Annotated in this window: 18 protein-coding genes; 7 read left to right on the top strand and 11 right to left on the bottom strand. The window is 61.8% G+C overall.

Annotation, left to right across the window (positions count from 1 at the left end; all coding sequences use genetic code 11):
• Window positions 1–72 precede the first annotated feature (72 nt).
• The 5 genes from LLH00_14800 (at window position 73) to LLH00_14780 (ending at window position 5,875) form a co-directional block, all read left to right on the top strand.
• Entirely contained in the window at window positions 73–1,377 is a 1,305-nt protein-coding gene (locus LLH00_14800; protein ID MCE5272546.1) for a T9SS type A sorting domain-containing protein, read from the top strand.
• Window positions 1,378–1,401: 24 nt separating this feature from the next.
• Window positions 1,402–2,688, top strand: a complete 1,287-nt coding sequence (locus LLH00_14795) for a T9SS type A sorting domain-containing protein (GenBank protein ID MCE5272545.1) — start codon at window positions 1,402–1,404, stop codon at window positions 2,686–2,688.
• 24 nt (window positions 2,689–2,712) lie between these two features.
• Window positions 2,713–3,984, top strand: a complete 1,272-nt coding sequence (locus tag LLH00_14790) for a T9SS type A sorting domain-containing protein (protein ID MCE5272544.1) — start codon at window positions 2,713–2,715, stop codon at window positions 3,982–3,984.
• Between the two features lie 23 nt (window positions 3,985–4,007).
• A complete protein-coding gene (locus LLH00_14785; protein MCE5272543.1) occupies window positions 4,008–5,300 on the top strand; it encodes a T9SS type A sorting domain-containing protein in 1,293 nt (430 codons plus the stop codon).
• Window positions 5,301–5,443: 143 nt separating this feature from the next.
• On the top strand, window positions 5,444–5,875 hold the full coding sequence (locus tag LLH00_14780; protein ID MCE5272542.1) for a transposase: 432 nt from the start codon (window positions 5,444–5,446) through the stop codon (window positions 5,873–5,875).
• 97 nt (window positions 5,876–5,972) lie between these two features.
• Here LLH00_14780 and LLH00_14775 read toward each other — a convergent pair whose 3' ends face one another.
• The 8 genes from LLH00_14775 to LLH00_14740 form a co-directional block, all read right to left on the bottom strand.
• Window positions 5,973–7,277, bottom strand: coding sequence for a hypothetical protein (locus LLH00_14775; protein ID MCE5272541.1), 1,305 nt, complete (start codon window positions 7,275–7,277; stop codon window positions 5,973–5,975).
• Window positions 7,229–10,327 (bottom strand): acyl-CoA dehydratase activase, encoded by a 3,099-nt coding sequence (locus tag LLH00_14770; GenBank protein MCE5272540.1) that lies wholly within the window; start codon window positions 10,325–10,327, stop codon window positions 7,229–7,231. The genes LLH00_14775 and LLH00_14770 overlap by 49 nt, the downstream gene beginning before the upstream one ends.
• 145 nt (window positions 10,328–10,472) lie before the next feature.
• The gene (locus LLH00_14765) at window positions 10,473–11,459 is read right to left on the bottom strand and encodes a bifunctional oligoribonuclease/PAP phosphatase NrnA (protein ID MCE5272539.1); all 987 of its coding nucleotides are present in this window, start codon (window positions 11,457–11,459) and stop codon (window positions 10,473–10,475) included.
• A 59-nt stretch (window positions 11,460–11,518) separates the two neighbouring features.
• Window positions 11,519–13,156 (bottom strand): radical SAM protein, encoded by a 1,638-nt coding sequence (locus LLH00_14760; GenBank protein ID MCE5272538.1) that lies wholly within the window; start codon window positions 13,154–13,156, stop codon window positions 11,519–11,521.
• Window positions 13,157–13,420: 264 nt separating this feature from the next.
• Window positions 13,421–14,224 (bottom strand): SAM-dependent chlorinase/fluorinase, encoded by an 804-nt coding sequence (locus LLH00_14755; protein ID MCE5272537.1) that lies wholly within the window; start codon window positions 14,222–14,224, stop codon window positions 13,421–13,423.
• Window positions 14,225–14,240: 16 nt separating this feature from the next.
• A complete protein-coding gene (locus LLH00_14750; protein ID MCE5272536.1) occupies window positions 14,241–14,477 on the bottom strand; it encodes a hypothetical protein in 237 nt (78 codons plus the stop codon).
• 158 nt (window positions 14,478–14,635) lie between these two features.
• On the bottom strand, window positions 14,636–15,604 hold the full coding sequence (locus LLH00_14745) for a C-terminal binding protein (GenBank protein ID MCE5272535.1): 969 nt from the start codon (window positions 15,602–15,604) through the stop codon (window positions 14,636–14,638).
• 152 nt (window positions 15,605–15,756) lie between these two features.
• Window positions 15,757–17,028, bottom strand: coding sequence for a M48 family metallopeptidase (locus LLH00_14740; GenBank protein ID MCE5272534.1), 1,272 nt, complete (start codon window positions 17,026–17,028; stop codon window positions 15,757–15,759).
• A gap of 200 nt (window positions 17,029–17,228) precedes the next feature.
• Between LLH00_14740 and LLH00_14735 the strand changes: the two genes are divergently transcribed.
• Entirely contained in the window at window positions 17,229–17,762 is a 534-nt protein-coding gene (locus tag LLH00_14735) for an ACT domain-containing protein (protein ID MCE5272533.1), read from the top strand.
• Window positions 17,763–17,905: 143 nt separating this feature from the next.
• Entirely contained in the window at window positions 17,906–20,326 is a 2,421-nt protein-coding gene (locus tag LLH00_14730; protein ID MCE5272532.1) for a hypothetical protein, read from the top strand.
• A 65-nt stretch (window positions 20,327–20,391) separates the two neighbouring features.
• On the opposite strand, the gene LLH00_14725 is transcribed toward LLH00_14730, so the two are convergent.
• The 3 genes from LLH00_14725 to LLH00_14715 all read right to left on the bottom strand — a co-directional run.
• On the bottom strand, window positions 20,392–21,045 hold the full coding sequence (locus LLH00_14725; GenBank protein ID MCE5272531.1) for a hypothetical protein: 654 nt from the start codon (window positions 21,043–21,045) through the stop codon (window positions 20,392–20,394).
• Window positions 21,046–21,134: 89 nt separating this feature from the next.
• A complete protein-coding gene (locus tag LLH00_14720; GenBank protein MCE5272530.1) occupies window positions 21,135–21,503 on the bottom strand; it encodes an endonuclease domain-containing protein in 369 nt (122 codons plus the stop codon).
• A gap of 136 nt (window positions 21,504–21,639) precedes the next feature.
• On the bottom strand, window positions 21,640–22,456 hold an 817-nt coding region (locus LLH00_14715), incomplete at its 5' end, for a hypothetical protein (GenBank protein MCE5272529.1).

Genomic DNA, 22,456 nt, shown 5'->3' with positions numbered 1-22,456 from the left:
TAGCTGTTCCAGTGTGTCTGGTCCGGTAACAAATCTTGCCTGGCATAAAAGATCAAACAATGGAGGATTTGAATGAAAAGGGATATTGCTGCCTTTTTCTGTCTGGCCCGCACCCTGGGGCTGGCCCTGCTGTTCTGCCTGAGCCTGGCCGGCAGTTCCCGCGCCGCGGTGAGTGCGCAGTTCTGGCCCGACTCGCTCGATTTTGGAGATATACCTACCGGTGCGACAGTCACGCGGACATTCTGGGTGAAAAACACCGGCACGGACAGCCTGATAAAGGAAATCACCAGTAACAGGATAGATGTGGTGCGGTACACTTTGTCGCAATCAAGTATTCGGTTGGCTGCCGGAGACAGTGTCGAGGTGACATTGGGGATCATGCCCCTGGTGAATGTAGAAGAGGTTTATTCTCGAATCTTGCTCAGCGAGATCAAAAATGGCATCGAATACACTTCGCTCGATTTCATCGGACCGATAATCACTTACCGATCAGTTACATCCGGTCTGGATTGGCGGCCGTGGCAATTCCGTCGCAGTCTATATCCACAGCAGTTCGTGGTTACCGGCAGCCGGGCGGCGGCTCTGCGGAATGCCGGGCTCAGTGTCATCCCCGACAGCATCGCGCTGAACAAGCTCTATGCCGACCAGGATTCGTTCCTGATTGGAGTGGAGGCCGGGCCGACTACTCCCTCAAAAGTCTACAAGCTTCTGTTTACAGATGGAGCCAGCACCCTGGATAGCCTTCATTTTCAAGTAATTGAGAGCTGGCCAAGAGTCTACCCTTCCTCTGACAGTCTCCGTTTCAGCTCTCAGAGCGATATCGATACACTGGTATTGCGTGGGCTGGATCTCTGGCCCGGCTGCACTTTCCAGTTTGCGTCGTCTTTTTTGACTGTTCTATCGGCCGATTTGTCAGCCGACACTCTTGTCCGCCTTGCCGTGCGCCTGGAACGCCGTCCAACTGCATATACCGACACTCTCAGGGTGAGCAATCCGGACAATACCTATATGCGATACAGAACTCTCATACACATTTCAGCCGACGCCCTCCCGCTGGCGCCAGAGTCCGGCGCTCCCGGCGCGGCCCTGCCGCGGGCGTTCAGCCTGGGGGCGAATGTACCCAACCCGTTCAACCCCTCCACCTCCATAACCTACAGCGTGGGCGGAGAGGCCCCGGTGACGGTGCACCTGAGCGTGTTCAACCTGCGCGGGCAGGTAGTGGCGGTCCTGGTGGACCGGGTAATCGCGCCGGGGCAGTATACGGTGAATTGGGATGGCCGCGGACGGGGCGGGGAACAGCTTTCCAGCGGCGTGTATTTCTACCGTCTGACCGCAGGAGATTTCAACCTTACCCGTAAAATGGTGCTGTTGAAGTGAGGCGGGTCTGACAAAGGGGATTCCATGAAAAGCCACGTACACACTTTTGCGGCGCTTATCCTGGCGGCGTTTGTTCTGGCAGTCACACCGGCCGCGGCGGAGGTGACATTCTGGCCCGACTCGCTCGATTTCGGCAACATACCGGTGGGAGGCACTGTCACGCGCTCTTTCTGGATTAAGAATACGGGTGCGGACAGCCTGATTGAACAGCTTCTGTACAGTCACATCGATTTCGCAAATTACATCTACTCTCCAAACAACGTTCGGTTAGCTCCCGGAGACAGTATTGAGGTGAGTCTGGGAATCAATCCTTCGGTTCCCGGTTCAGTGGTGACGAGAGTTTTTTTCGGTTTCTCTATCGATGGAGTGGAGTACGCTTCAGTCGATTTTTGGGGGCCGATATTCGCATATCGGGCGATTCCAGCCGGCTTGGAGTTCAAGCCCTCGTGGTCAATAAAGCGATGTCTGCACGAGCAGCGCTACAAGATCGTGGGCAGCGGAGTGGCGGCTCTGCAGAACGCTCAACTGCGTGTGGAGCCGGATAGTGGCCTTGTAGTGCGGAAAGAATACATGGATGAGGATTCGATTGTTCTGGGGATTCTGGCGCCTCTGGAGATGCCGGAGGGTTTCTACGAGCTGCGGTTCACGGATGGAAGCAACACCCTGGACAGCCTTTATTGCCAGGTGATTACAAGCTTTCCCATCCTTTTTTCCATTCCCGCGGACACTCTGATTTTCAGCCCTGGGAAACAACAGGACACACTCTTCGTTCGAGGCTGGAACCTGTTTTCCGACCTCATTTATGTTTTCCCGTCCTCCAACCTGAGAATTGTCTCAACTGACTTTTTCCCCGATACAACGGCCCGTCTGGTGGTCCAGGCTCAGCCGGGTATAATCTCCGGATTTGTGATGTTCGCCATTGAGAGACCGGACAGTCTCATCAGCATGTTCGGCAGGACGATATTCGTGAATGCCGATGCCCTCCCTCTCGCCCCCGAGTCCGGCGCTCCAGGCGCGGCCCTGCCCCGCGCGTTCAGCCTGGGGGCGAATGTACCCAACCCGTTCAACCCCTCCACCTCCATAACCTACAGCGTGGGCGGCGAGGCCCCGGTGACGGTGCACCAGAGCGTGTTCAACCAGCGCGGGCAGGTAGTGGCGGTCCTGGTGGACCGGGTGGTCGCGCCGGGGCAGTATACGGTGAATTGGGATGGCCGCGGACGGGGCGGGGAACAGCTTCCCAGCGGGGTGTATTTCTACCGTCTGACCGCCGGAGATTTCAGCCTTACCCGTAAAATGGTGCTGTTGAAGTGAGGCCGGTCTGACAAAGAGGATTCCATGAAAAGACACGTACATGCTTTTGCTGCGCTGATACTGGCGGCGCTGTTTCTGGCAGTCACGCCCGCCGCGGCGGAGGTGACATTCTCGCCCGACTCGCTCGATTTCGGCGAGATACAGGTGAGAAAGGCATATTTCTTGAGTTTCACTCTCACCAACACCGGGACCGACAGCGTGGTCCTGGTGAAAATGAACTCCGGACTGGACCTGCCCTATTACACGACCTCGGTCAGCCTGGATACGGTGCGGCTCGCTCCCGGAGAGGCACGCCAAGTTCGGCTCCGTCTGTTTCCATATGTCAAGATGAGCGTGGCAGGCTTTCGGCTGAGTTATCAATATCTGGGTGCCAACTATCCGGCGCTGACCATCATGTCTTATTATCGTGCGGTAGGCGGCGACCTGGGCTGTTCATGGCTTCTGTTCCGCAGCCTTCGCGAGCGGCTTGTCCGGGTGCTCGGGAGCCGGGTGGCTGACCTGCAGAACACCGAGGTGAGAATCACTCCCCCGGACGACTTGACCCTGCGGAAAATCTCGGCCGACCAGTCCGAGATGGCCCTGGGCATAACTGTCGCACCGGAAGCGGCCCTGGGTGTGCGCTGGATGCTGTTCGAATCCGGCGGCGTGGTCCTGGACAGCCTCTTGGTGGAAGTGAGAAGGAGCGACCCCGATTATTTTCCGAGCAAGGACAGCCTGTTGTTCGGTCCGCAGAAAAGCCTCGACACCCTGACCGTGCGGGGGCGTGACCTGTGGCCCGGCTGCCGGTTTGAATTCTCTTTGCCCGAACTGAGCCTCGTTTCCACCGAGCTGCTCCCGGACAGCCTGGCCCGCCTGGTGCTGCGTCTCGATCAGAGCGTAACCGACACTGTCTCGGGCATGCATGTCGAGAACCCGGACAGCGGCGCGATGTATTCTCAAATCTTTATCCGCTGGAACGCCGATGCTCTCCCGCTGGAGCCCGAGTCCGGCGCTCCCGGCGCGGCGCTTCCGCGGGCGTTCAGCCTGGGGGCGAATGTCCCCAACCCGTTCAATCCCTCGACAACCATAGCCTACAGCGTGGGCGGAGAGGCCCCGGTGACGGTGCACCTGAGCGTGTTCAACCTGCGCGGACAGACTGTGGCGACCCTGGTGGATCGGGTGGTCGCTCCGGGGCAGTATACGGTGAACTGGGACGGCCGCGGACGAGGCGGGGAGAAGCTCTCCAGCGGAGTCTATTTCTACCGGATAACAGCCGGGGATTTCAGTTTCACCCGAAAGATGGTGCTGTTGAAGTAAAAACGTCTTACAAGGGGGACGACATGAACTGGCATCTGCGCACGGTTACTATGCTCATCTTGACGGCGCTGGTGATGACCGCAGCCGGCGCGTCGGCGCGGACGCGGGTGGATGTCTCACCCGATACGCTCGATTTCGGCGAGATACCTGTCGGCCAAACCGATTCGCTCGCTTTCACTCTCACCAACGCCGGGACCGACAGCGTGGTGCTGCTAAAAAGGGATCTGGAATGGGCTTATATTTTTATCAAAGCCTCGGTCAGTCAGGATACGGTGCGTCTGGCTCCCGGGCAGGAGTGTCGGGTGTGGTTCCGATTGACACCTTTGTTCATAGTAGGCATGACCGATCTGTGGTTAGAATACCAATCCTTCGGTGTCAATAATGTGACTGTTATCATTGAATATAAATATCACCCCGTCGCCTCAGACCTGTACTTGGCGGACGGGCAGGGCTGGGAGGTAAGCCGCAGTCTGCACGAGCATCGCCTGCGAGTCACCGGAAGCCGGGTAGCGGAGCTGCAGGATGCCGAGGTGAGAATCGTACCCGAGGCTGGGGTGACAGTCGGGAAAGTATCCACCGACCAGTCTCAAATCTGGCTGGGAGTGACTGTCGAGGCGGGCGCGTCCCTGGGTGTGCGCCGCGTGGTATTTGAAACCGGGGGCACAGCCCAGGACAGCGTTTTTCTGTATGTGCGGCCCAGTATCCCCATACCTTATCCCATTGATGACGACAGCCTCTTTTTCGGGCCGCAGAAAAGCCTCGATACCTTGACTTTCCATGGATTCGATTTCTGGCCCGGCTGCCGCTTCGAGTTCTCCACACCCGGCTTGAGCCTCGTTTCCACCGAGTTGTTCCCCGACACCCTGGCCCAGTTGGTGTTGCGGCTCGACCAGAGCCTGGCCGACACCGTCGTGGATTTGCTTATCGCGAACCCGGACAGCGGTGCTTCACTGCTACAAATCTCTATCGAGTGGAATCCCTCAGCCCTGCCGCTGGAGCCCGAGTCCGGCGCTCCCGGCGCGGCGCTTCCGCGGGCGTTCAGCCTGGGGGCGAATGTCCCCAACCCGTTCAACCCCTCCACCACGATCAGCTACAGCGTGGGCGGCGAGGCCCCGCTGCCGGTTCATCTGCTGGTGTTCAACATCCGCGGGCAGGTGGTGGCGACCCTGGTGGACCGGGTGGTCGCTCCGGGGCAGTACACGGTGAACTGGGACGGCCGCGGACGAGGCGGGGAGAAGCTCTCCAGCGGAGTCTATTTCTACCGGATAACAGCCGGGGATTTCAGTTTCACCCGCAAGATGGTGCTGTTGAAGTGAATGAGCGACGGCGACCTCCCGATCCCCGCTGTCCGCTCCGCCTGCGGGAGTATGATTACTCCGCTCCGGGCGCGTATTTCGTGACAGTGTGCACGCAGGGGAATCGATACCTCTTTGGTGAGATCACGGACGGCCGGATTGATTTGAACGAAGCGGGATATATGGTTCAAAAGGTCTGGGATGAAATTCCGGGCCATTACCCAGGCGTCGAAACTGATGCTTTCGTGGTGATGCCGAACCATATTCACGGAATCATTTTATTGACCGACAATACCGTAGGGGCGGCCCCCTGTGGCCGCCCGGATAATACAGGGCAGGCACAGGGGCCTGCCCCTACAAGATTGTCTCTACCTGATGTGGTGCACCGTTTCAAAACGATGACCACCAAACGATATGCTGACGGTGTCAAACAAGCTCAATGGCCACCGTTCGAGCGGCGGTTGTGGCAACGCGGTTACTACGAGCACGTGGTCCGGCGCACGGACCGGATGGACCGTATCCGCGATTACATCCTGAACAACCCGCTGCGCTGGGAACTGGACCGGGAAAACCAGGAGAGAATCGGCGCTCCTTAACCTTCACTTGCAGGGGCGGCCCCCTGTGGCCGCCCGGAAAAAAAAGGGCAGGCACAGGGGCCTGCCCCTACAAGCTTCGTGTCATGTCCGCGTTATCTCAATCCGCCGGGAAATAGGACGGCCAGGTGCGCGGCTTATTCTTGCGCGCCCGGTAGGTGCGGGCCAGCTCCATGAAAATGCCCACGTCCCGGTCCAGGTCGCTCTGGGTCCCGTCGAAATAGAAATTGCGGATCGGGATGTTATCATGGTCGCGGCTGATCGTGGGATAGACCGCCTCGACCACGATCCCGTTCATGCAGGTGAACGGCGAGATGTCGATCACCCCGTCGCAACCCTCGCTCCAGTGGAACACGGTCTTGCCTGCGCTCAGGGCCATCTCGCCCAGGGCCCCGGTATAGGGAAGGTAGGGCAGGCTGTAGTCCTGGATCACGGTGATCGGCGGCTCCTCGTAGCCGACAAAGTCCTCCTTGAACGGCGCGTACAGGTGGTGCTCGTCGCTCTGCTGGATGCGGTTCTTGATCTTGGCCGCCAGCATGTCCACCGAGAATCTCTTGCCCTGGTGGCGCAGACGTTTCTGCTGCTCCAGGTTCGTGTACCAGAGCCACTCGACAATGTGGGCCAGGGTGCACTCGCCGCCGTGCTCCTCAACTTTTCGGATCAGGTCGCTGTTGGTGAACTCGGTCAGACGGCAGAAAATCTCGCCCACCACGCCGATCAGCGGACGCTTGCGGGTGTAGCGCGCCGGGATGCTGCGGAAACGGTTGCGGGTCTCGGTCAGCACCTCGACCAGCCGGCGCATGCGGGTCTTGTTGTCGACATGCGGGACCTCCATCACCTTTTCCACGGCCTGGAGGCCGCGCAGGTGCTCGGCATCCGTGTCACCGGGCGAGGTCTCGTAGGGGCGGGTCTTGTGCAGGAGCTTGCGCAGGATGTCGGCGCAGATCAGGCCGCGCAGGGCGTTGCGCATCAGCACGTTCACCTGGTCGCCCATGCCCTCGTAGCCATCCCGGCTGGAGGGGCTGAACACCAGCACGTCCTCCAGGCCCACATCCCGCATCACCTTGCGGATGTAAGGTGCGTACTGGCCGAAACGGCAGGGCCCCTCGGCCGTGGGCATGAAGAAGGCGACTTTCTCCGGCTGGAAACCGGGCATCTCTGTCACTTTGAGGAAATTGCCCAAAGTCACCCGCGCGGGCAGGCATTCCTCGCCCGAGGTGTGCTTGCCGCCCAGCTCCAGGGTGTGGTGGTCCGAGGCCGGGCTGACCACGGCGTCGATCCCCACGCTGCGGAACGCGGCGGCAAAGGCCACCGCTCCGCCGAAACTCATTTCCGGTATATACAGACGGCGTCCGGTTATCGACTGCTTGGGCCGGCCGCCATTTCCTCCTGGGTCGTTCCCCATCTCCTGAGGACTCCTTTGCTGTCGAGATAGGCCTCGCAGCGGGTCAGCATACCCGCGTCGTTGTTGTGCCCGTCGAACTGCAGTGTCAGGTACGGCCGCCCGCTGGCCTCGGCGATGAAATGCTTGACATAGCTGTCGGGTCCGCACTTGAAATTCGTGATGTAGATGATGTGCAGCTTCGGCTTGTTCCGGACAAAGGCGGCCGCGGCCAGGATTTTCTTGCCGTAGCTCCAGAACATGTTGTCGTGGACCTCGCGCTGGGCCTGGGAGTACGGCTCCAGGTTCAGGTAATCCAAGGGGATCACGTTCACCCCGTAAAGCGAGCGCAGCTTGTGCGCCACGTCCAGGTTGATCCCGCGGTCGTAGATGTTGTAGGGCCGGCCTAACAGGATGATCCCGTGCTCGTGATGGCTGGCCAGGGTGGCCAGGGCGCGGCCGCCCTCCTCCTGGATCGCGTTCCGGAACACCTGCTGCGCGGCGAAACCGTCAGTCACAGCCTGGCGCACCCGGGCGAGCTTGAAACTCAGTCCCACCTGCTTGAGCGAGTCGTGGACCGAGCGCACGACCTCATCCTCACCGTGGTTGAACCAGAGCGAGGGGCTGATCAGCCGGTCGCCGTAGGCGCTGATGAACGGCGCGCTCTTGGCCACGTAGGGCAGGGTCATGTTCCAGGGGCAGTAGAAATCGACCACGGCCGGGTCCGGGCCCGGCGCGGCGATGTAATTGGGCAGAAGAATGTAGTCCACCTTCTTGTCGATCAGCCAGCGCAGGTGGCCGTGGGCCGCCTGGATCGGGAAACAGGGCTCCGAGACCACGGATTCCAGGCCCCGGTTGACCAGGCTCGAGGTGGTCTGCTCAGAGAGCAGCACCTTGAGGCCCAGCTCACGGAAAATGCGGAACCAGAACGGCGCCCACTCGTAGGTGGACATGCTCCAGGGGATACCCACCACCGGGCCGTCGCCGGCCTCCGGGTCGTAACCGGCCAGAAGCTGCTTGCGGCGGAACTCGATCAGGTTCTCGATCACCGGCTCGCGCTCGACCTTCACCGCCTTGCGGTAGCGCTCCGAGCACTTGTCGCCCCAGTAGGTGCGCTCGTTCTCCACGGTGAACTCCTGCATCTGGCAGAAATTGGTGCAGCCCTTGCAGGTGAACTCGCGCATCCTGTAGTTGACCTTTTCCAGGTCGAAGCCGCGGAACTGCGAACGCTGGCTGCCCAGCATCTTCTCGCGGGCCAGCAGGGCCACGCCCAGGGCGCCCATCACGCCGTTGAACGGCGGCACTATGATCCGGGTGTCGAGGATGGAGCTGAACGCCGCGGCCACCGAGTCGTTGTAGGCCGTGCCGCCCTGGAAGAAAATCACCTTGCCGATCTTGCGGCCGCGCACCACGCGGTTGATGTAGTTGGTGGCGATGGAGTAGGCCAGGCCGGCCACGACATCGCCCAGCGGCGCGCCGCGCTGAAGGCAGGCGTTGACATCCTGCTCCATGAACACGGTGCAGCGCTCGCCCAGGCGGATCGGGGTGCGGCTGGACATGGCCACCCGCGAGAACTCGTCCTTGATCTGGATCCCCAGCTCCTTGGCCCGCTCCTCCAGGAAACTGCCGGTGCCCGCGGCGCAGGCCTCGTTCATGGCGAAATCCACCACCACGCCCTGGTCCAGGCTGATATATTTGGAGTCCTGGCCGCCGATCTCGAAGATCGTGTCCGGCTGCATCTCCAGGATCGTGCGCCCGATGAAAGCCGCGCCGGTCTTGTGCGCGGTGATCTCATCGTGCACCGTGTCCGCGCCCACCAGCTCGCCGATCAGCTCGCGGCCGGAGCCTGTGGTGCCCACGCCCCGGATGGCTATCTTCTCGCCCAGATCGGCCTCGATCTCCTTGAGCCCCTTCGAAACGGCCTCGATCGGGCGTGCCTCGGTGCGGAGGTAGATTTCCTTCAGGACGTTCATTTCCTCGTCGATCACCACCAGATTGGTGCTGACCGAGCCGATGTCGATGCCCAGGAACGCGTCTCGCGTCTCGGCTATCTCGGCGGCCGGGACCACGCTCATGCGGTCGCGCAGCAGGACCACGTTCTCCAGGCTGAGCGGCTGGGAGTGCGGGAACTGCTGCTCCTCGGCGATCAGGCCATCCAGGCTGTAGGCGCAGGCGCCCTTTTCGGCGGCCCGCTCGGCCGCCATGACCGCCGCGCCCACCGCGGCGAACGAGGTGTGGAGCTGCGGGATGATCAGCGTGCCCGGCTCCCATTCGAACACTGTCTCCAGGGCCTGCACCACGCCGCCGTTGGCCGCCACACCGCCGATGAACGCCACGCGCGGCTCGACTTTCTTACCCCGGGTGATCGCACTCTTGAAATTGCGGGCCACGGCCTCGCAGAGGCCTTTCAGTATCTCGGCCGGGGTGAAGCCTTTCTGCTGGGCGTGGATCATGTCGCTCTTGGCGAACACCGAGCAGCGCCCGGCGATCCGGGCCGCGCGCGGCGTGCCCAGCACGATTTCGCCGATCTGCTCCACGGTGAAGAGCAGCCGTCCGGCCTGCTGGTCCAGGAACCCGCCCGTGCCCGCGGCGCAGTCGCCGTTGGTGCTGTAGTCGGCGATCCCGACCTTGCCGCTGGCCGAGTCATGCTCCAGCAGGAGGTACTTCGAATTTTCGCCGCCCATCTCGAACACGGTGCGCACATCCGGGTTCAGCAGCTCCACCGCCTTGGCGATGGCGCGGAACTCGTTCTGCGCGGGGAGCTGGAACTGGCGGGACAGGAACGGCGCTCCCGAGCCGGTCCCGGCCACTTCACCCAGACGGCCGCCCACGGTCTGCAGGAGGCTCTCCAGCAGGGCGCGGGTCTCGCGCAGTTGGTTGCCGGAAACGCGCCGGTAGGGGGTGACCGCCACGCGGCACACGGCCCCGTCCGCGGCGCGGGTCAGCTCGAGCACGTGCTCGAACAGCCCCCCCGCGCGCAGGGACTCGAAGAACCCGCGCTCCTCCGGGTCGGTGGAAAACAGGGCGGCCTTTACACTGACCGACCCCAGGTCTACTCCGATATGTACAGCCATAGGATTTGCATCCCATATGTGTGAGGAACAATGCGCCCGGAGCCGATCCCAGTGGGCTCCGGGCAGGAACCGAAAAGCCGGTCGTGGCCGGCTTTCGTCCAGATCGGCCGCCCGCGCCGCGGGCAGCCTGATTCAGGTTCGGTTATCAGAAATACTCGGCCGCGGCCTCCACCACCCGCCGGATCACCTCGTCCAGCTCGCCCTTGATCTGGACCCCTGAGGCCCGCTTATGCCCGCCACCGCCGAACTTGCCGGCCAGCAGGTTCACATCCACCTGCGGCGTCTTGCTGCGCAGACTGATCCGCACCTTGCCGTCATCGGTCTCCCGGAAAAACATGCAGGCCTGCACCGGGTCGATGGAGCGGATGATGTTGATGAAATTCTCGGTGTCCTCCACCGGGACACCGGTTTCCTCGCGCATGCGCCGGGTCATGCTGATCCAGGCCAGACGGTTGTCGTAGGCGAACGCGAGCGTGCCCAGCACCTGACCCAGCAGCACCACGCTGTTCTTGGACCAGCGCTCGAACAGGTAATCGTAGATATGGTGCGGCCCGATGTCGAAACGGGTCAGGCGCGAGGCGATCTCGAACACGCGGTGCGTGGTGTTCTCGAAGCGGAAACAGCCGGTGTCCTTGGCGATGGCGCTGTACAGACAGAACGCCGTACGCTCGTCCAGCGGCAGGCCCATCGACTCGAACAGATCGTAGACCATCTCGCCGCTGGAGCTGGCCGACTCGCGCTGCACCGACCCGGCCGGCGCACCGCCCTCGGAGGGGTGGTGGTCGATGATCAGCACCTTGTCCGCGCGAGCCTGGACCGCGGGGCCCATCAGCGGGCCCAGGCGGCGCCAGATGCCGGCGTCGATGAAAAATATCCGCTCGGCCTGGTCCAGCCGGCGCGCCGACTCCTCCGGGCTCAGGCTGTCGAAACCCACCACCACGCCCTCGGGGTCCAGAAAACGCAAGGCGTGCGGCAGGGTGTCGGGGTTGAGGACAGTGGCGCTCTTGCCCATCCGGCGCAGGGCGTGGTGCAGCGCGAGCTGCGAGCCCACCCCGTCCGCGTCCGGGTCGCGGTGGGTGCAGAGCAGGAAACAGTCCTCCGTTTCGATGGCTTTCTTAATTGCCTCCCACAAGGGCGTGCTCGCTGGTTAAGGTCCTCTGACCCGGCTTCAGTCCCGTCAAGCCGCTGCGGTCAGTTCTGCTGTTCTTTCTGCTGACGGATGGCGGCGCGATGGGCTTTGTACTCGTCCATGGTCATGGAGAACTGCCCCTCGATCGCCTCGCGCTGGTAATGCCCGCCGTTGTAGCTGCAGAACGGGATGATCCGTCCCGCCGGGGTGGCGTAGTGTATGACGCAGCGGCGGACGCGCTCGAAATCGTAGTTGTAGTTGTCCATGAAATGCATGCCGGCCACCAGCAGGGTCTTGTTGGTGTACGTGCCGTCCTTCTCGCCGCGGCCGGCCTCCTTGTCGAAGAACCCGTCCAGGGTCTGCAGGAACTTGGTGAAATCCATGCCCTTGGGCGCCTTCGACTTGTCGAAGAACTTCTGTATCTTATAGAACGCGTTCATCTGGGCGAAACGCTTGAAGCGGCTGGCGCTGGTCTTGGCCGCCTGGATCTCGAGCTCCTTGAACATCCCCTCCACGTCCACGAAGCGGGTGATCGGGATGGCGCGCTTGGTGCCGTGCTCGATGAACAGATATGTGCCCAGCGAGCAGTGCGGGTGGCAGGAGATGTTCACTGTCTCGGACCCGCGCAGCGCGCTGATGATCTTCGAAATGGGGGAGACGAAGCTGAGCGGGTACCAGTCGTCCTTGCTGCAGATGCCGGTCTGGGCCTCGATCTCGCGGGCCAGGTCGGGCAGGGTGAAACGCATCTTCTCGCGCTCCTCGCGGCTGATCCGGCCGGTGATCGAAACCGGCTGGTAGCTGATGCCGCTGGAGACGTCGATGTTGTCCAGGGCGAACTGAAGGATCTTGCCCACCTGGTCCACGTTCACGCCGCCGACGATGGTGGGGACGTAGACTATTTTCAGGCCGAGCTTGCGGATGTTCTCGACCGTGCGGAGCTTGTACTCCATCAGGGCCTTGCCGCGGGTCTGGATGTAGACCTCGTCGTCCACCCCGTCGAACTGCAGGTACACCGTGTGCAGGCCGGCCTCGGCGGCGCGCTCGGCGAACTCGTAGTCGGCGAGCTTGATCCCGTTCGAGGCGATCTGGATGTGGCTGAACCCGTAGGCCTTGGCCGCGGCCACGATCTCCAGGAAATCCGGGTGGACTGTAGGCTCACCGCCCGAGAACTGCACCATGCGCCCGGCCACCGGCTCCTCCTTGCGGTACAGGCTGAGCATCTCGAGCACCTGTTCCTTGGTCGGCTCGTAGACCTTGCCGGTCACGTTGGCGTTGGCGAAACAGATCGGGCAGGTCAGGTTGCAGCGGTTGGTCAGGTCGATATTGCCCAGGGCGGTGTGGCTGGTGTGGTTCTCGCACAGGCCGCAGCTGTCGGGACACTGGGTGTGTTTGGTGCTGGGGTTGGAAAGCCCGCGCCCGTCGCCGAACTCCCATTTCTCGGCTTTCAGGTAGAGCTCCACATCCCCCCAGTAGAGGTCCTTGACATAGCCGTGATCGGGGCAGGTCTTGTCCATGTAGACCTTGCCGTTCTCCTCGAACAGACGGGCCTCGACCGCTTTGCCGCATTCCGGGCAGAGCGAGGTGGTGAAACGCGGCAGACCCTTGACCATATTGTTTATCGGCGCACCACAGTAGGTGGTGTCCAGGGGGTTGCTCGGAATATCTTTCGGGGCGGTAGCCATGGTGCTTTTGACCTCCATTCATCTTCCCCGAGCGGGGAAGTATTTTGGTTATTTACGCCGCGGCGCTCGGCCATCGGCCTGATTGCATCCTGTGGCGTCGCCCTCTCTGTCAGCCGGTGCGGGCGGTGGCTGAGGGCGGCAGATGAAACTCGGTTCGCTTCTTGAAAGGCAGCGGCGCGGGAGAAGCAGCGGGGCCGGCCGGCTTGAGTGACAGTGCAAGAAAAAACGCCTGAAATCGAAAAAAGATACAAAAAGCATATCCAAAGTCAAGAAAGATACGCCTTAAGACGGTTCGTTCCGGAGTTGCACCGCGGCCCCGCGCAAGAGCCCGCCGAGCAGGTTTGCGGCGCTGGCGCGGTTGGCCCCGATCTCCAGACGGCCGTGGCTGCCGGTCAGGGCGAGCAGCTCGCCCGCGGCCGCCTGGGCGTAGTGCGTATGCAGCCCGGTGAGACTCCGTCCGGCCAACTCCACGACCAGATCCGACGGCTCCGGGCAGAAAGCCCGGACCTCCGCGAGCGGAATATCGGTGATCAGGTTGCCGAAACGGTCCACATGGACCACCTGTCCGGCCAGACACCCCTGGGCGCACTCCGGACGGGCCGGCGCGGCCAGCCGTTGCGGATCGGCGACCGGCGGGCCCAGGTGGGACTGCTCGCCGCCAGCGGCCAGGAAAGCCGCCGCCGGGGCGAAAATGTCCCGCCCATGGAAAGTGGCGCTCACCTCGCTGCGCCGATGTTCCGGGCTGGTCAGTTCCCGGCATTCGGACCAGCCGGCGGAGAGCAGCGGCTCGAACACCCCGTTGTCCGGACCCACGTACCAGCGGCCGCCGCTTTGCAGGGCCAGCGCCCGGCGGTGGCTTCCCACCCCCGGATCGACCACGGTCAGGTTGACTGTCCCGGCCGGAAAGAAGTTGCAGCAGCTCTCCAGCACAAAGGCCGCCTCGGCGATGTCGCCCGGGCCGATCTCGTGCGTGATGTCAACCAGTTGAGCCGCCGGGCAGAGCGTGAGCAGCACCCCCTTGAGCGCCCCCACGTAGCCGTCGCGCGTCCCGAAATCAGTCAGCAGCGTGATCAGCGGCCTGTCCATGCCTTAAGGTCCAGTCTCAGTCGCCCGCCGTCGGTGTGTCCATCCTGTGGCGGCGCCAGTTTCTCACGCCGCGCACGAAGAACAGCAGGGCCAGCAGTCCAAGGAACACGGCCCAGCCCTGGCTTTTCTCCGACAGGACCACCCAGACCGTGAAAAGCACCAGCGCCGAGCTGACAAACAGGTCGACTTTGTAATAATTACCTTCTATACGCTCGAGTTCCTCAAGCGATTCAGCTTTCGGTTTCTCTTCCATCCCTGTCCCTGTCAGGCCGGGGGCCTGTCGCGGCAAGCCCGGGGGGCCGCAAATGAGCGAGAGCCGGATTGTATCTACGGTTTATACGATTATGCCACAACCCGGCCGGATGTGTCAAGACAACAACCACGTGTCTCCGGCGTTGTTTCCCGCGCGGCTCAGACCCCGCCCAGCACCTCGCGGTTCAGGCAGTAGCGCGCGCGCTGGCCGCTCAGAACCTCGACCATGTTGCGCGCGGCTTTCTCTTTCAGCTCGTCGAAAGACTCGTTGGAGAAGAACGAGATGTGCGGGGTGAGGACCACGTTTTTGAGGCCCACGAGCGGGTTGCCTTTCTCGGGCGGCTCGCAGGTGAGCACATCCAGGCCCGCCGCGGCGATCTTGCCGCTTTTCAAAGCCGCGGCCAGGTCGGCCTCGTTCACCAGCTTGCCGCGGCTGGTGTTCACGATCAGGGCGCCGTCCTTCATCTTGGCCAGGTTGGCGGCGTTGATGATCTTCTCGGTGTCCTTTGTGGCCGGGGCGTGCAGGCTGAGGAAATCGCTCTCGGCCAGCAGGGTGCCGAGGTCGACCAGCTTGACCTCCATGTCGGTAGTTTTGACAAAGGGGTCATAAGCCAGCACGCGCATGTTGAAAGCCAGGGCCTTGCGCGCGGTCATGCGGGCGATGGCGCCGAAACCCAGCAGGCCGAGGGTCTTGCCAGCGGTGCGGGGCACCGGCCCGGCCAGGCGGAAATCCCAGCCCCCGGCCGTGACATCGTTCGCCAGCAGGGTGACCTTGCGCACTAGGTCGAGCAACAGGGCCATGGCGTGGGTCGAGACATCGTCCTGGCAGTAATCGGGAACGTTGCAGACCGCCACACCCTTGCGCGTGGCCGCCTCGAGGTCCAGGTTGTCCACCCCGACTCCGTAGCGCGAGAGCACCTTGAGGCTGTCCAGCTTTTCCACGGCCTTGGCCTTGATCGGCGCGTACTGGCTGAGGATGCCGTCCGCCCCGGCGCACCTGGCGATCACCTCGTCCTCGGTCTTGCAGTCTAAAAGCTCCCACTCGAAGCCGGCCTGCTCGAACACCTTGCGCTCGACCTCGACCGTGCCGTGGTCGCAGTCGGATATGACAACCTTGAATCGGGACATCGGACACTCCTTGTGCTATCGACAGTCTGAGGTCTGAATTGATTTGCAATGAAGGAATAAACGATAAAAATAAAACCCATCCCTCAATTTTTCAAGGATTAAGGACCGGTTGCGGCGGTCGTCGCAGGCTGAAAGGGCAGGGTCAGAAACGGTCAGCGGGAGGGAGCCGGAGCGCCGGCGCCGCCCGCGGCGTAGCTTTCGGCCATGCGGATACGTTCCTCCGGCAAGGGGTGGCTGCCGTAGACCTCTTGCAGCAGCCGGGGCGAGAGCAGGTCGGCCTTGGCGTGGCGGACGAGCTGCTGCTCCACAGTGATGAACGCCTCGCTGTCGCCGGTCAGCACCAGTGAGATCAGGTCGGCCTGGCGCTCGAAACGGCGCGAGACCGCGCTCACCAGCGGCGCGGTCAGAGTGCCCGACAGGTTGAGCAGGAACGGCAGCAGCACCAGGAGCACCAGGCTGGTCCGCTCCGGCAGCCCGAAAAAGGCGCGCGCCGCGCCGCTGCCAAGCAGCCACCAGAAAAGCCACAGCCCCAGCACCACACCCACGGTCTCAAGCAGGAAACCTTTCAGGATGTGGTTCGCTTTCCAGTGGCCCAGCTCGTGCGCCACCACGGAGAGCACCTCGCGGCCGCTGCATTCTTTCACCAGGGTGTCGTAGAGCACCACGCGACGGCTGTTGCCCAGGCCGGTGAAATATGCGTTCAGGTAGGTGCTGCGGCGGCTGGCGTCCATTACGTACACGTTTTTCACCGGCACCCCGGCGTGCGCCGCCAGGGACTGTATCTGCCCGGCCAGGGCGCTGTCCGCCAGCGGAGTGAACTTGTTGAACAGCGGGTCGATCAGCCAGGGGCTGATCCAGATGCCGAACGCCGATATTGCCAGAATCACCGCCGCGGCCGGCAGCGGCCAGAGCGTGGGCAGGGTGCGGACAAGCCACAGCACCGGCAGGCCGACCAGGCTGAGGATAAGCGTGTTGAGCAGCAGGGATTTGACCAGGTCAAGCAGCCAGGTGCCAACTGTGATAGTGGAAAGCCCGGCTTGGCGCTGGATCACGAACTCGCTGTAGGCCGCCACCGGGGAGAAAATCAGGGTGCGGATCACGAGCACGGCCAGGACGAACAGCGGCAGGGCCAGCCACCAGCGGCCGCCGGCCCACGGCAGGAGCGATGCTTCCAGGCGCGCGCCCAGCCCGGCGAACAGCAGTGCGCAGTAGAGGGCGTAGAACAGGACACGGTATACCGGGAACAGCACATTGCGGCGCTGCACCAGCTCGCGCCCGGTGTCGATATCCTTCTCGGTGAAATGCCGCAGCACTTCCTCCAGCCGTAACGGGCTGCGGTCTCCACGGGCGCGCATTAGGTACACGGCGGCGTCCCAGGCCACGAAAGGTGCGAGCAGGGCCGCGATCAGCAACACTCTGGCCATCGTTTTTCCTCTGAAGGGGGGGTGATGTACCTCTAATAATACAGAATTGGACCTCCCGCAGTCAACTTGTGCCTTGTCAGGTGCAGTGCGGAATTGACAGCCGGCCCGCCCCGGTCTTATTATTCGCCCAGCGGAATTGACCGGAGCAGGATTGACCACAGGACAACAACTGCCTGTCCCACTGGAACCGGAGAACCCTGATGAGACATTACCTCGTACTTTCCGGCCTCGGGCCGGACAAACCCGGGATCGCCCGCGAGCTGAGCGCCGCCGCGTTCGAGACCGGGCTGAGCCTGGAGGACAGCCGCATGGCCGTGCTGGGCGGCGAGTTCGCGATCCTGGTGCTGCTGGCCGGAGACAAACACGGTCTGGAGAGTTTTTCCAGGCGGATCGAGGAACTGGAGGCTGCCACCGGCCTCAGCCTGAACCTCAAGCCCACCCTGGCCCGTCCCGAGCAGCGCGTGGAGGCCGGCGCCCCGGTCCGGATCAGCGTGGTGGGGATGGACCGCACCGGGATCGTGTTCCGGGTGACCAACCTGCTGATCCGCCACGGGATCAATATCGACAGCCTGGAGACCGCGGCCCGTCATGCCCCGGTCACCGGCAGCCCGATGTTCCACCTGGAGCTGACCGCCGCCGTGCCCGAGGATGTTTCGCTGCGCGGCCTGCGCGAGGAGCTGGCCTCCCTGTGCGATGAGATGAACCTGGACTACACCCTGGAAGCCCTGAGCTGAGAGAGTCAGAGCACCGCCTCGTTTTGCGGGCCGTAACCGGATGGGGTAGGGGCATTCATGACTTGCCCCTACCGAACGGCTCCATCGGTCCGGCTTTTCCCGTGACTTGTCCAACCTAAACCGCTCCCCCTGGAGAGAAACCGATGCCGCCGCGCCGGATAGTGCTCGCCGTCCTGTTTTGCCTGACAATCAGTAGTCGTACATGTCCGGCCGACCAATCCGGCTGGCCCGACTGGAAAGATCTGCCCGTGGAAAGCATGTCCGGCCGTTTCGGACAGTTCATGGAGGGCTACCGCTACCGCAAGCTGGGTTACCTGACCCTGATCAGCGACGGGGCGGATGTCTATTCGATCTCCATGGGCCGGAACGTGAGCCTGGGGCGGCCCAACCTGCCGCCGGCCTACTGTTACACCGAGAGCTTCGGCTGGACCGGCGCGAGGAAAGTCTGGCGCTGGGGCGCGGACAGCCTGGTGCTGCACGAATCCCTGCTCGCGCCGGGATTTCTCTACGAAAGCTCGGCGCACTCGTTCCGCTGGGCCTGGGAGGAAAAGAGCAAGGCGCGCGGGTTTGTCCTGCCGCTGCAAAGCGGCCCGCGGTATTTCGGCGAGGGCGAGCCCTACAAGGCCGAGCTTCACGGCCCTCTCGCCGCCAACTGGCTGCTCATGACTTTCAACGGCTCGGGCGCCCCGGTGGACTGCCCGCTTCTGTTCGTGTTCGAGAAAGCGCCGCGCTCCATGAACATTGTCACCCACGAGTTCTGCGACCTGGGCTTCGACGGCCCGGCGGGCAAGATAGTCATGCTGCCGCTGTACGGGGTGCGCAAGTACGATTTCGCGCTCAGCGCCGCCTGGCGCAAGAGTATCCCGGCGGAGGTGACAGCCGTCTGCAATGAGCTGGCCGCCCGCTGCGAACACTATCCGGTGGGTTGTCGCGTGAAGTTCCGCCTCGACGGCGACAGCCTGCGCGTGCGCGAGGCGTTCAGCTTTATCTCGTTCGAGGGAGCAACGCAGCCGCGCCTGGCCCCAATTGCGCCGTTTGTCCGGCTGGCGCAGAAGGACGGCTACCCGGTGGGGCTGAACGGCAAGCTGGTCGAGGCCGGTTACCCCACGCATTACGGCCCTCTGGACTGGGTGGAGGGCGAGGCTGTCGAGTACTGCCTGCCGCTCTGCCCCTATGTGGATAAGACCGTGCTACCGGTGGCTCTCTCCGGTGTTCCCGGTCAGGCGAAAGTCGAAAAGCGCCTGGCCGAATACCTGGCCGCGCCCGACCTGCTCTGGCCCGGGGATGAGGACTACCATCCGGATGACCTGATGGACACCCTGCACAACCTGCGCCTTCTGGCCTGGGCCGCCTGGTCGCTGCCGTCGAAGCAGAGGGACAAGTCGCTCGAGGCCCTGTCCCGGCCGGGGCTGGAACGGGTGGAGCAGACACCGTTCCACCGCTATCTCGACCCGGTGGCCGGACGGAGCTATCTGCGCGACAGCACCGTGTTCGCCGTGCGCGGGCCGGTCTCGTACGACGCCGACTGGTACAACGGGTTCGAGCTGGCCGGGGTCTGGGCCTGGCGTCAGTTTGGGGACAGAAAGGAAGGTTTGGACCTGGCGCGAAAGCACTGGGCGCTCTGGACCGGCCTGCGCGACTACTACGAGATCTACCATGACTGGGCGGTCAGCGCCTCGCTGAGCGACCCGCGGGGCAACCTTCTGGATTTCGACTGCATGCGTAACGGCTGGGCGGGGCTGATCGCCTACGCCCGCCTGGCCCGCGAGCTGGGCCAGACCGACCTGTACGAGCGCACGATGTTCCTGGTGAGCCGCATGATGCTGGCCCATTACGCCCAGTGGTCTCTGGGCGGCTACCTGTACGACCAGTCCGCGACCTATGCCCCGGACTCGGGCAAGGGCATCCTGGCCTGGCCGCGCGAGGATATCCTATGCGTCGAGGCCCTGGATGCCTATGGCCCGCACCAGATCATGCTTCCGGATGACGATTCCCCGTACTGCCTGAGCGCCAATATCCCGGAGCACGCCCTGTTCCTGGAGGATTTCGGCCTGACCCCGCGCCTGCAGCATCTGGTCTACGACCTGGTTCCCAAGTACCAGCCCGGCTGGAACACGTTCGACCCCTCAAAGTTCAAGACCCTCTACGGCGATGACACGGATGCCTGGTGGCGGGCCAACGCCGCGGCCGGGCGATATTTTTATTTCCTCGACCCACTGCTGTTCAGCCGGGCGATGAATTTCCACGAGCCGCTGGAGGAGCTTCTCGGCCACCGCCGCCTGGATTGGCTGAGCGGCCAGGCGGTCGAGGCCATGCTGGTGGGGAGCCGCCCGGAACTCGTGGCGCCGGTGAGTGTGGAGTTCCGGGGCAACCGCTGGGACGAAAAAGCGCAGAGCCTCGAATTCAGCCTGGAGGGCCGTGGCCCGGCGCGGATCGAAATCCGCAACTGCGGCAAGCCGGTAAAGGTCGAGCCGCCCCTGACGGTGGATTACGACCCGGCGCGGAGGATCGCGGTTTTCAGCCTGAATCTGAACGGCCTGCAGAAAACGCGGGTCTGGTTCTGAGGACAGCGGGTAGATAAAAAAGCCGGACAGCGTTAACGGGTGAGCTGTCCGGCTTTTTGTTTTTGTCAGATGTCCAGGGCCTTGACCTGTTCCAGGGCCTGGCCGGGGTCGCGGTCATCTATCCCGATCAGCGGCAGGTCCACCCCGGATTCGGCCAGGGCCGCGCTCAACTCCTCCATCAGCGCGCCCTTGCCCGGCTGGTTGCCGTTGTAGGCGTGGCTGTTCACCCCGCAGCAGGGGCTGGTGTCTATACCCAGCACGGCCAGCACCTTGAACCCGTGTTTGCGGTACTGGTTGGTCTGGTAGATGATGTCCTGGGCCAGGCCCTGCAGGAAACGGCGGTTGCCGGCCGTGGAGAGCTGGTCGTAGATATTGCCCAGGCGTCCCAGGCCCAGGCTGGCCAGCTCCGGGCAGGTGTACTGGGCGATCCCGATGTTGTTCTCCAGAAGGTATTGTGGAATCCGGGGAATCGAGGCCGGGAACGAGTTGCAGCTCGCGCAACGGGCGTTCTGGTTGAGCACGCAGTGGGCCACGAAAATCACCTTGCGGCTGCGTCCGTCCTCGAACGAGGGCGCGTTGTCGATCATCCGTTCCGGGGCGCTCTTGCCGTCCAGGTGCCCGGCCCGGAGGGCGCGGGGCCGCAGCAGGGCCGCCGCAGCAGCGAACCCCGGCAGGCTCGCCAGGAAAAACTTGCGGTTGATGAGGTTTTGGAAAGGCATAATGGGGAGTCTCCAATGTTGAGGGGAGAAATGTGGATGCAGGTTGAAGTTTGCGCCTCCCCCTTTAAGAAAGGGGGAATGAGGGGGATTTAACCTGAGACCAGCCTCATTTCCACTTGTCGAGCTATTTCCTGGACCACCGCATCCAGTTCCAGCAACACCTGACGGCTGTCGAACCGGAGCACTTCCAGGCCTTTGGCTTTGAGGGACGCATCCCGCTGACGGTCTTCCTCGTTATGGGCGGGATCAAGGTGCTGGGAACCGTCGATTTCAATTACCAACCCGGCCCGCGGGGCGTGGAAATCCACGATATACTGCCCCAAAGGTTTCTGTCTGTAGAAAAGAACCCCGTGCAACTGTTTACCGCGCAGCTTGGACCAGAGTTTCTTTTCGCTGTCTGTCAGGTTGGAGCGCAAGCTGCGGGCGTATTCTTTGAGGTGTTTGCTGTATTTCTGCATACGCTTCCGGACAGAGGAAGGAAGTTATTGATTCCACTAAATCCCCCCTGCCCCCCTTTGGGAAAGGGGGGAGCTAAAGCCCTGCCCAATGGGGGATTACCGGCCTCCCCCTTTTTCAATGGGGGATTGAGGGGGATTATGGTATGAATTCTTTAAGGCGATATTCTATTTCCTTGCGGTTAATATTGTCTTTGTAACTGAAATAAATTAAATCAATTTTGTTTTCTTTGCATAACCTTGCTTTCTGTTCGTCTAACTTTTTTGTCTGAGACAAACCTTCTTCACCTCCGAAAAGCTTGACAGGTTCGAAATGCTGTTTTCCTTGGTATTCGATTGCCAATTTTAAAGATGGTATAAAAATATCGAGCTTTTGCATTCCTAACCATGAAGGTCTGGCTTGATGAACGACTTCTTTATCTGGAAAAATATCTCTAATCATTTTTAATAATTCAATCTCTGAAATCCATCCTTCTCCAATGTGTGGCAAACCGATAATCTCCCGGATTTCATTCTCGGCATCGCATTTGCTGATGCCTTTTTCGATTGATGTGCGATAAATATAGGGGCCATAATGAACCATAACTGAACTGCCATACATTGGGTGACAGAAAAACAAATTAGAGCTTCTTTTATTGCATATATGGCAAATGCTATTCCTAAATTCAGAAGACTTGTATGCATTTATAAACAGATGTGGCCATCCGCTTTCTGAATATTGAGATTTTAGCGCAATTGCTCTTGGGTATTCAATTTCAAGAGCCTTTCTAAAGCATTCACAAAAGTAAGATTTTCCGCAGATCTTGCAGATAAACCTTAATGCCCAATCCCAAACGCTGTCAATATATGGAACGAGTAATTCGGTTTTACATTTGCAGTTTTGGCATAGTGTTTCCGCAACTGGCTTGATTGGGTCGGTCAAGATGTTCATGTTTCGCAATCTGATGATGTATTTG

The sequence above is a fragment of the bacterium genome, assembly GCA_021372515.1.
Classification (GTDB): domain Bacteria; phylum Gemmatimonadota; class Glassbacteria; order GWA2-58-10; family GWA2-58-10; genus JAJFUG01.
Note: the sequence above shows the minus strand (reverse complement) of the source record. Positions and strands in the feature narration are given on the sequence as shown.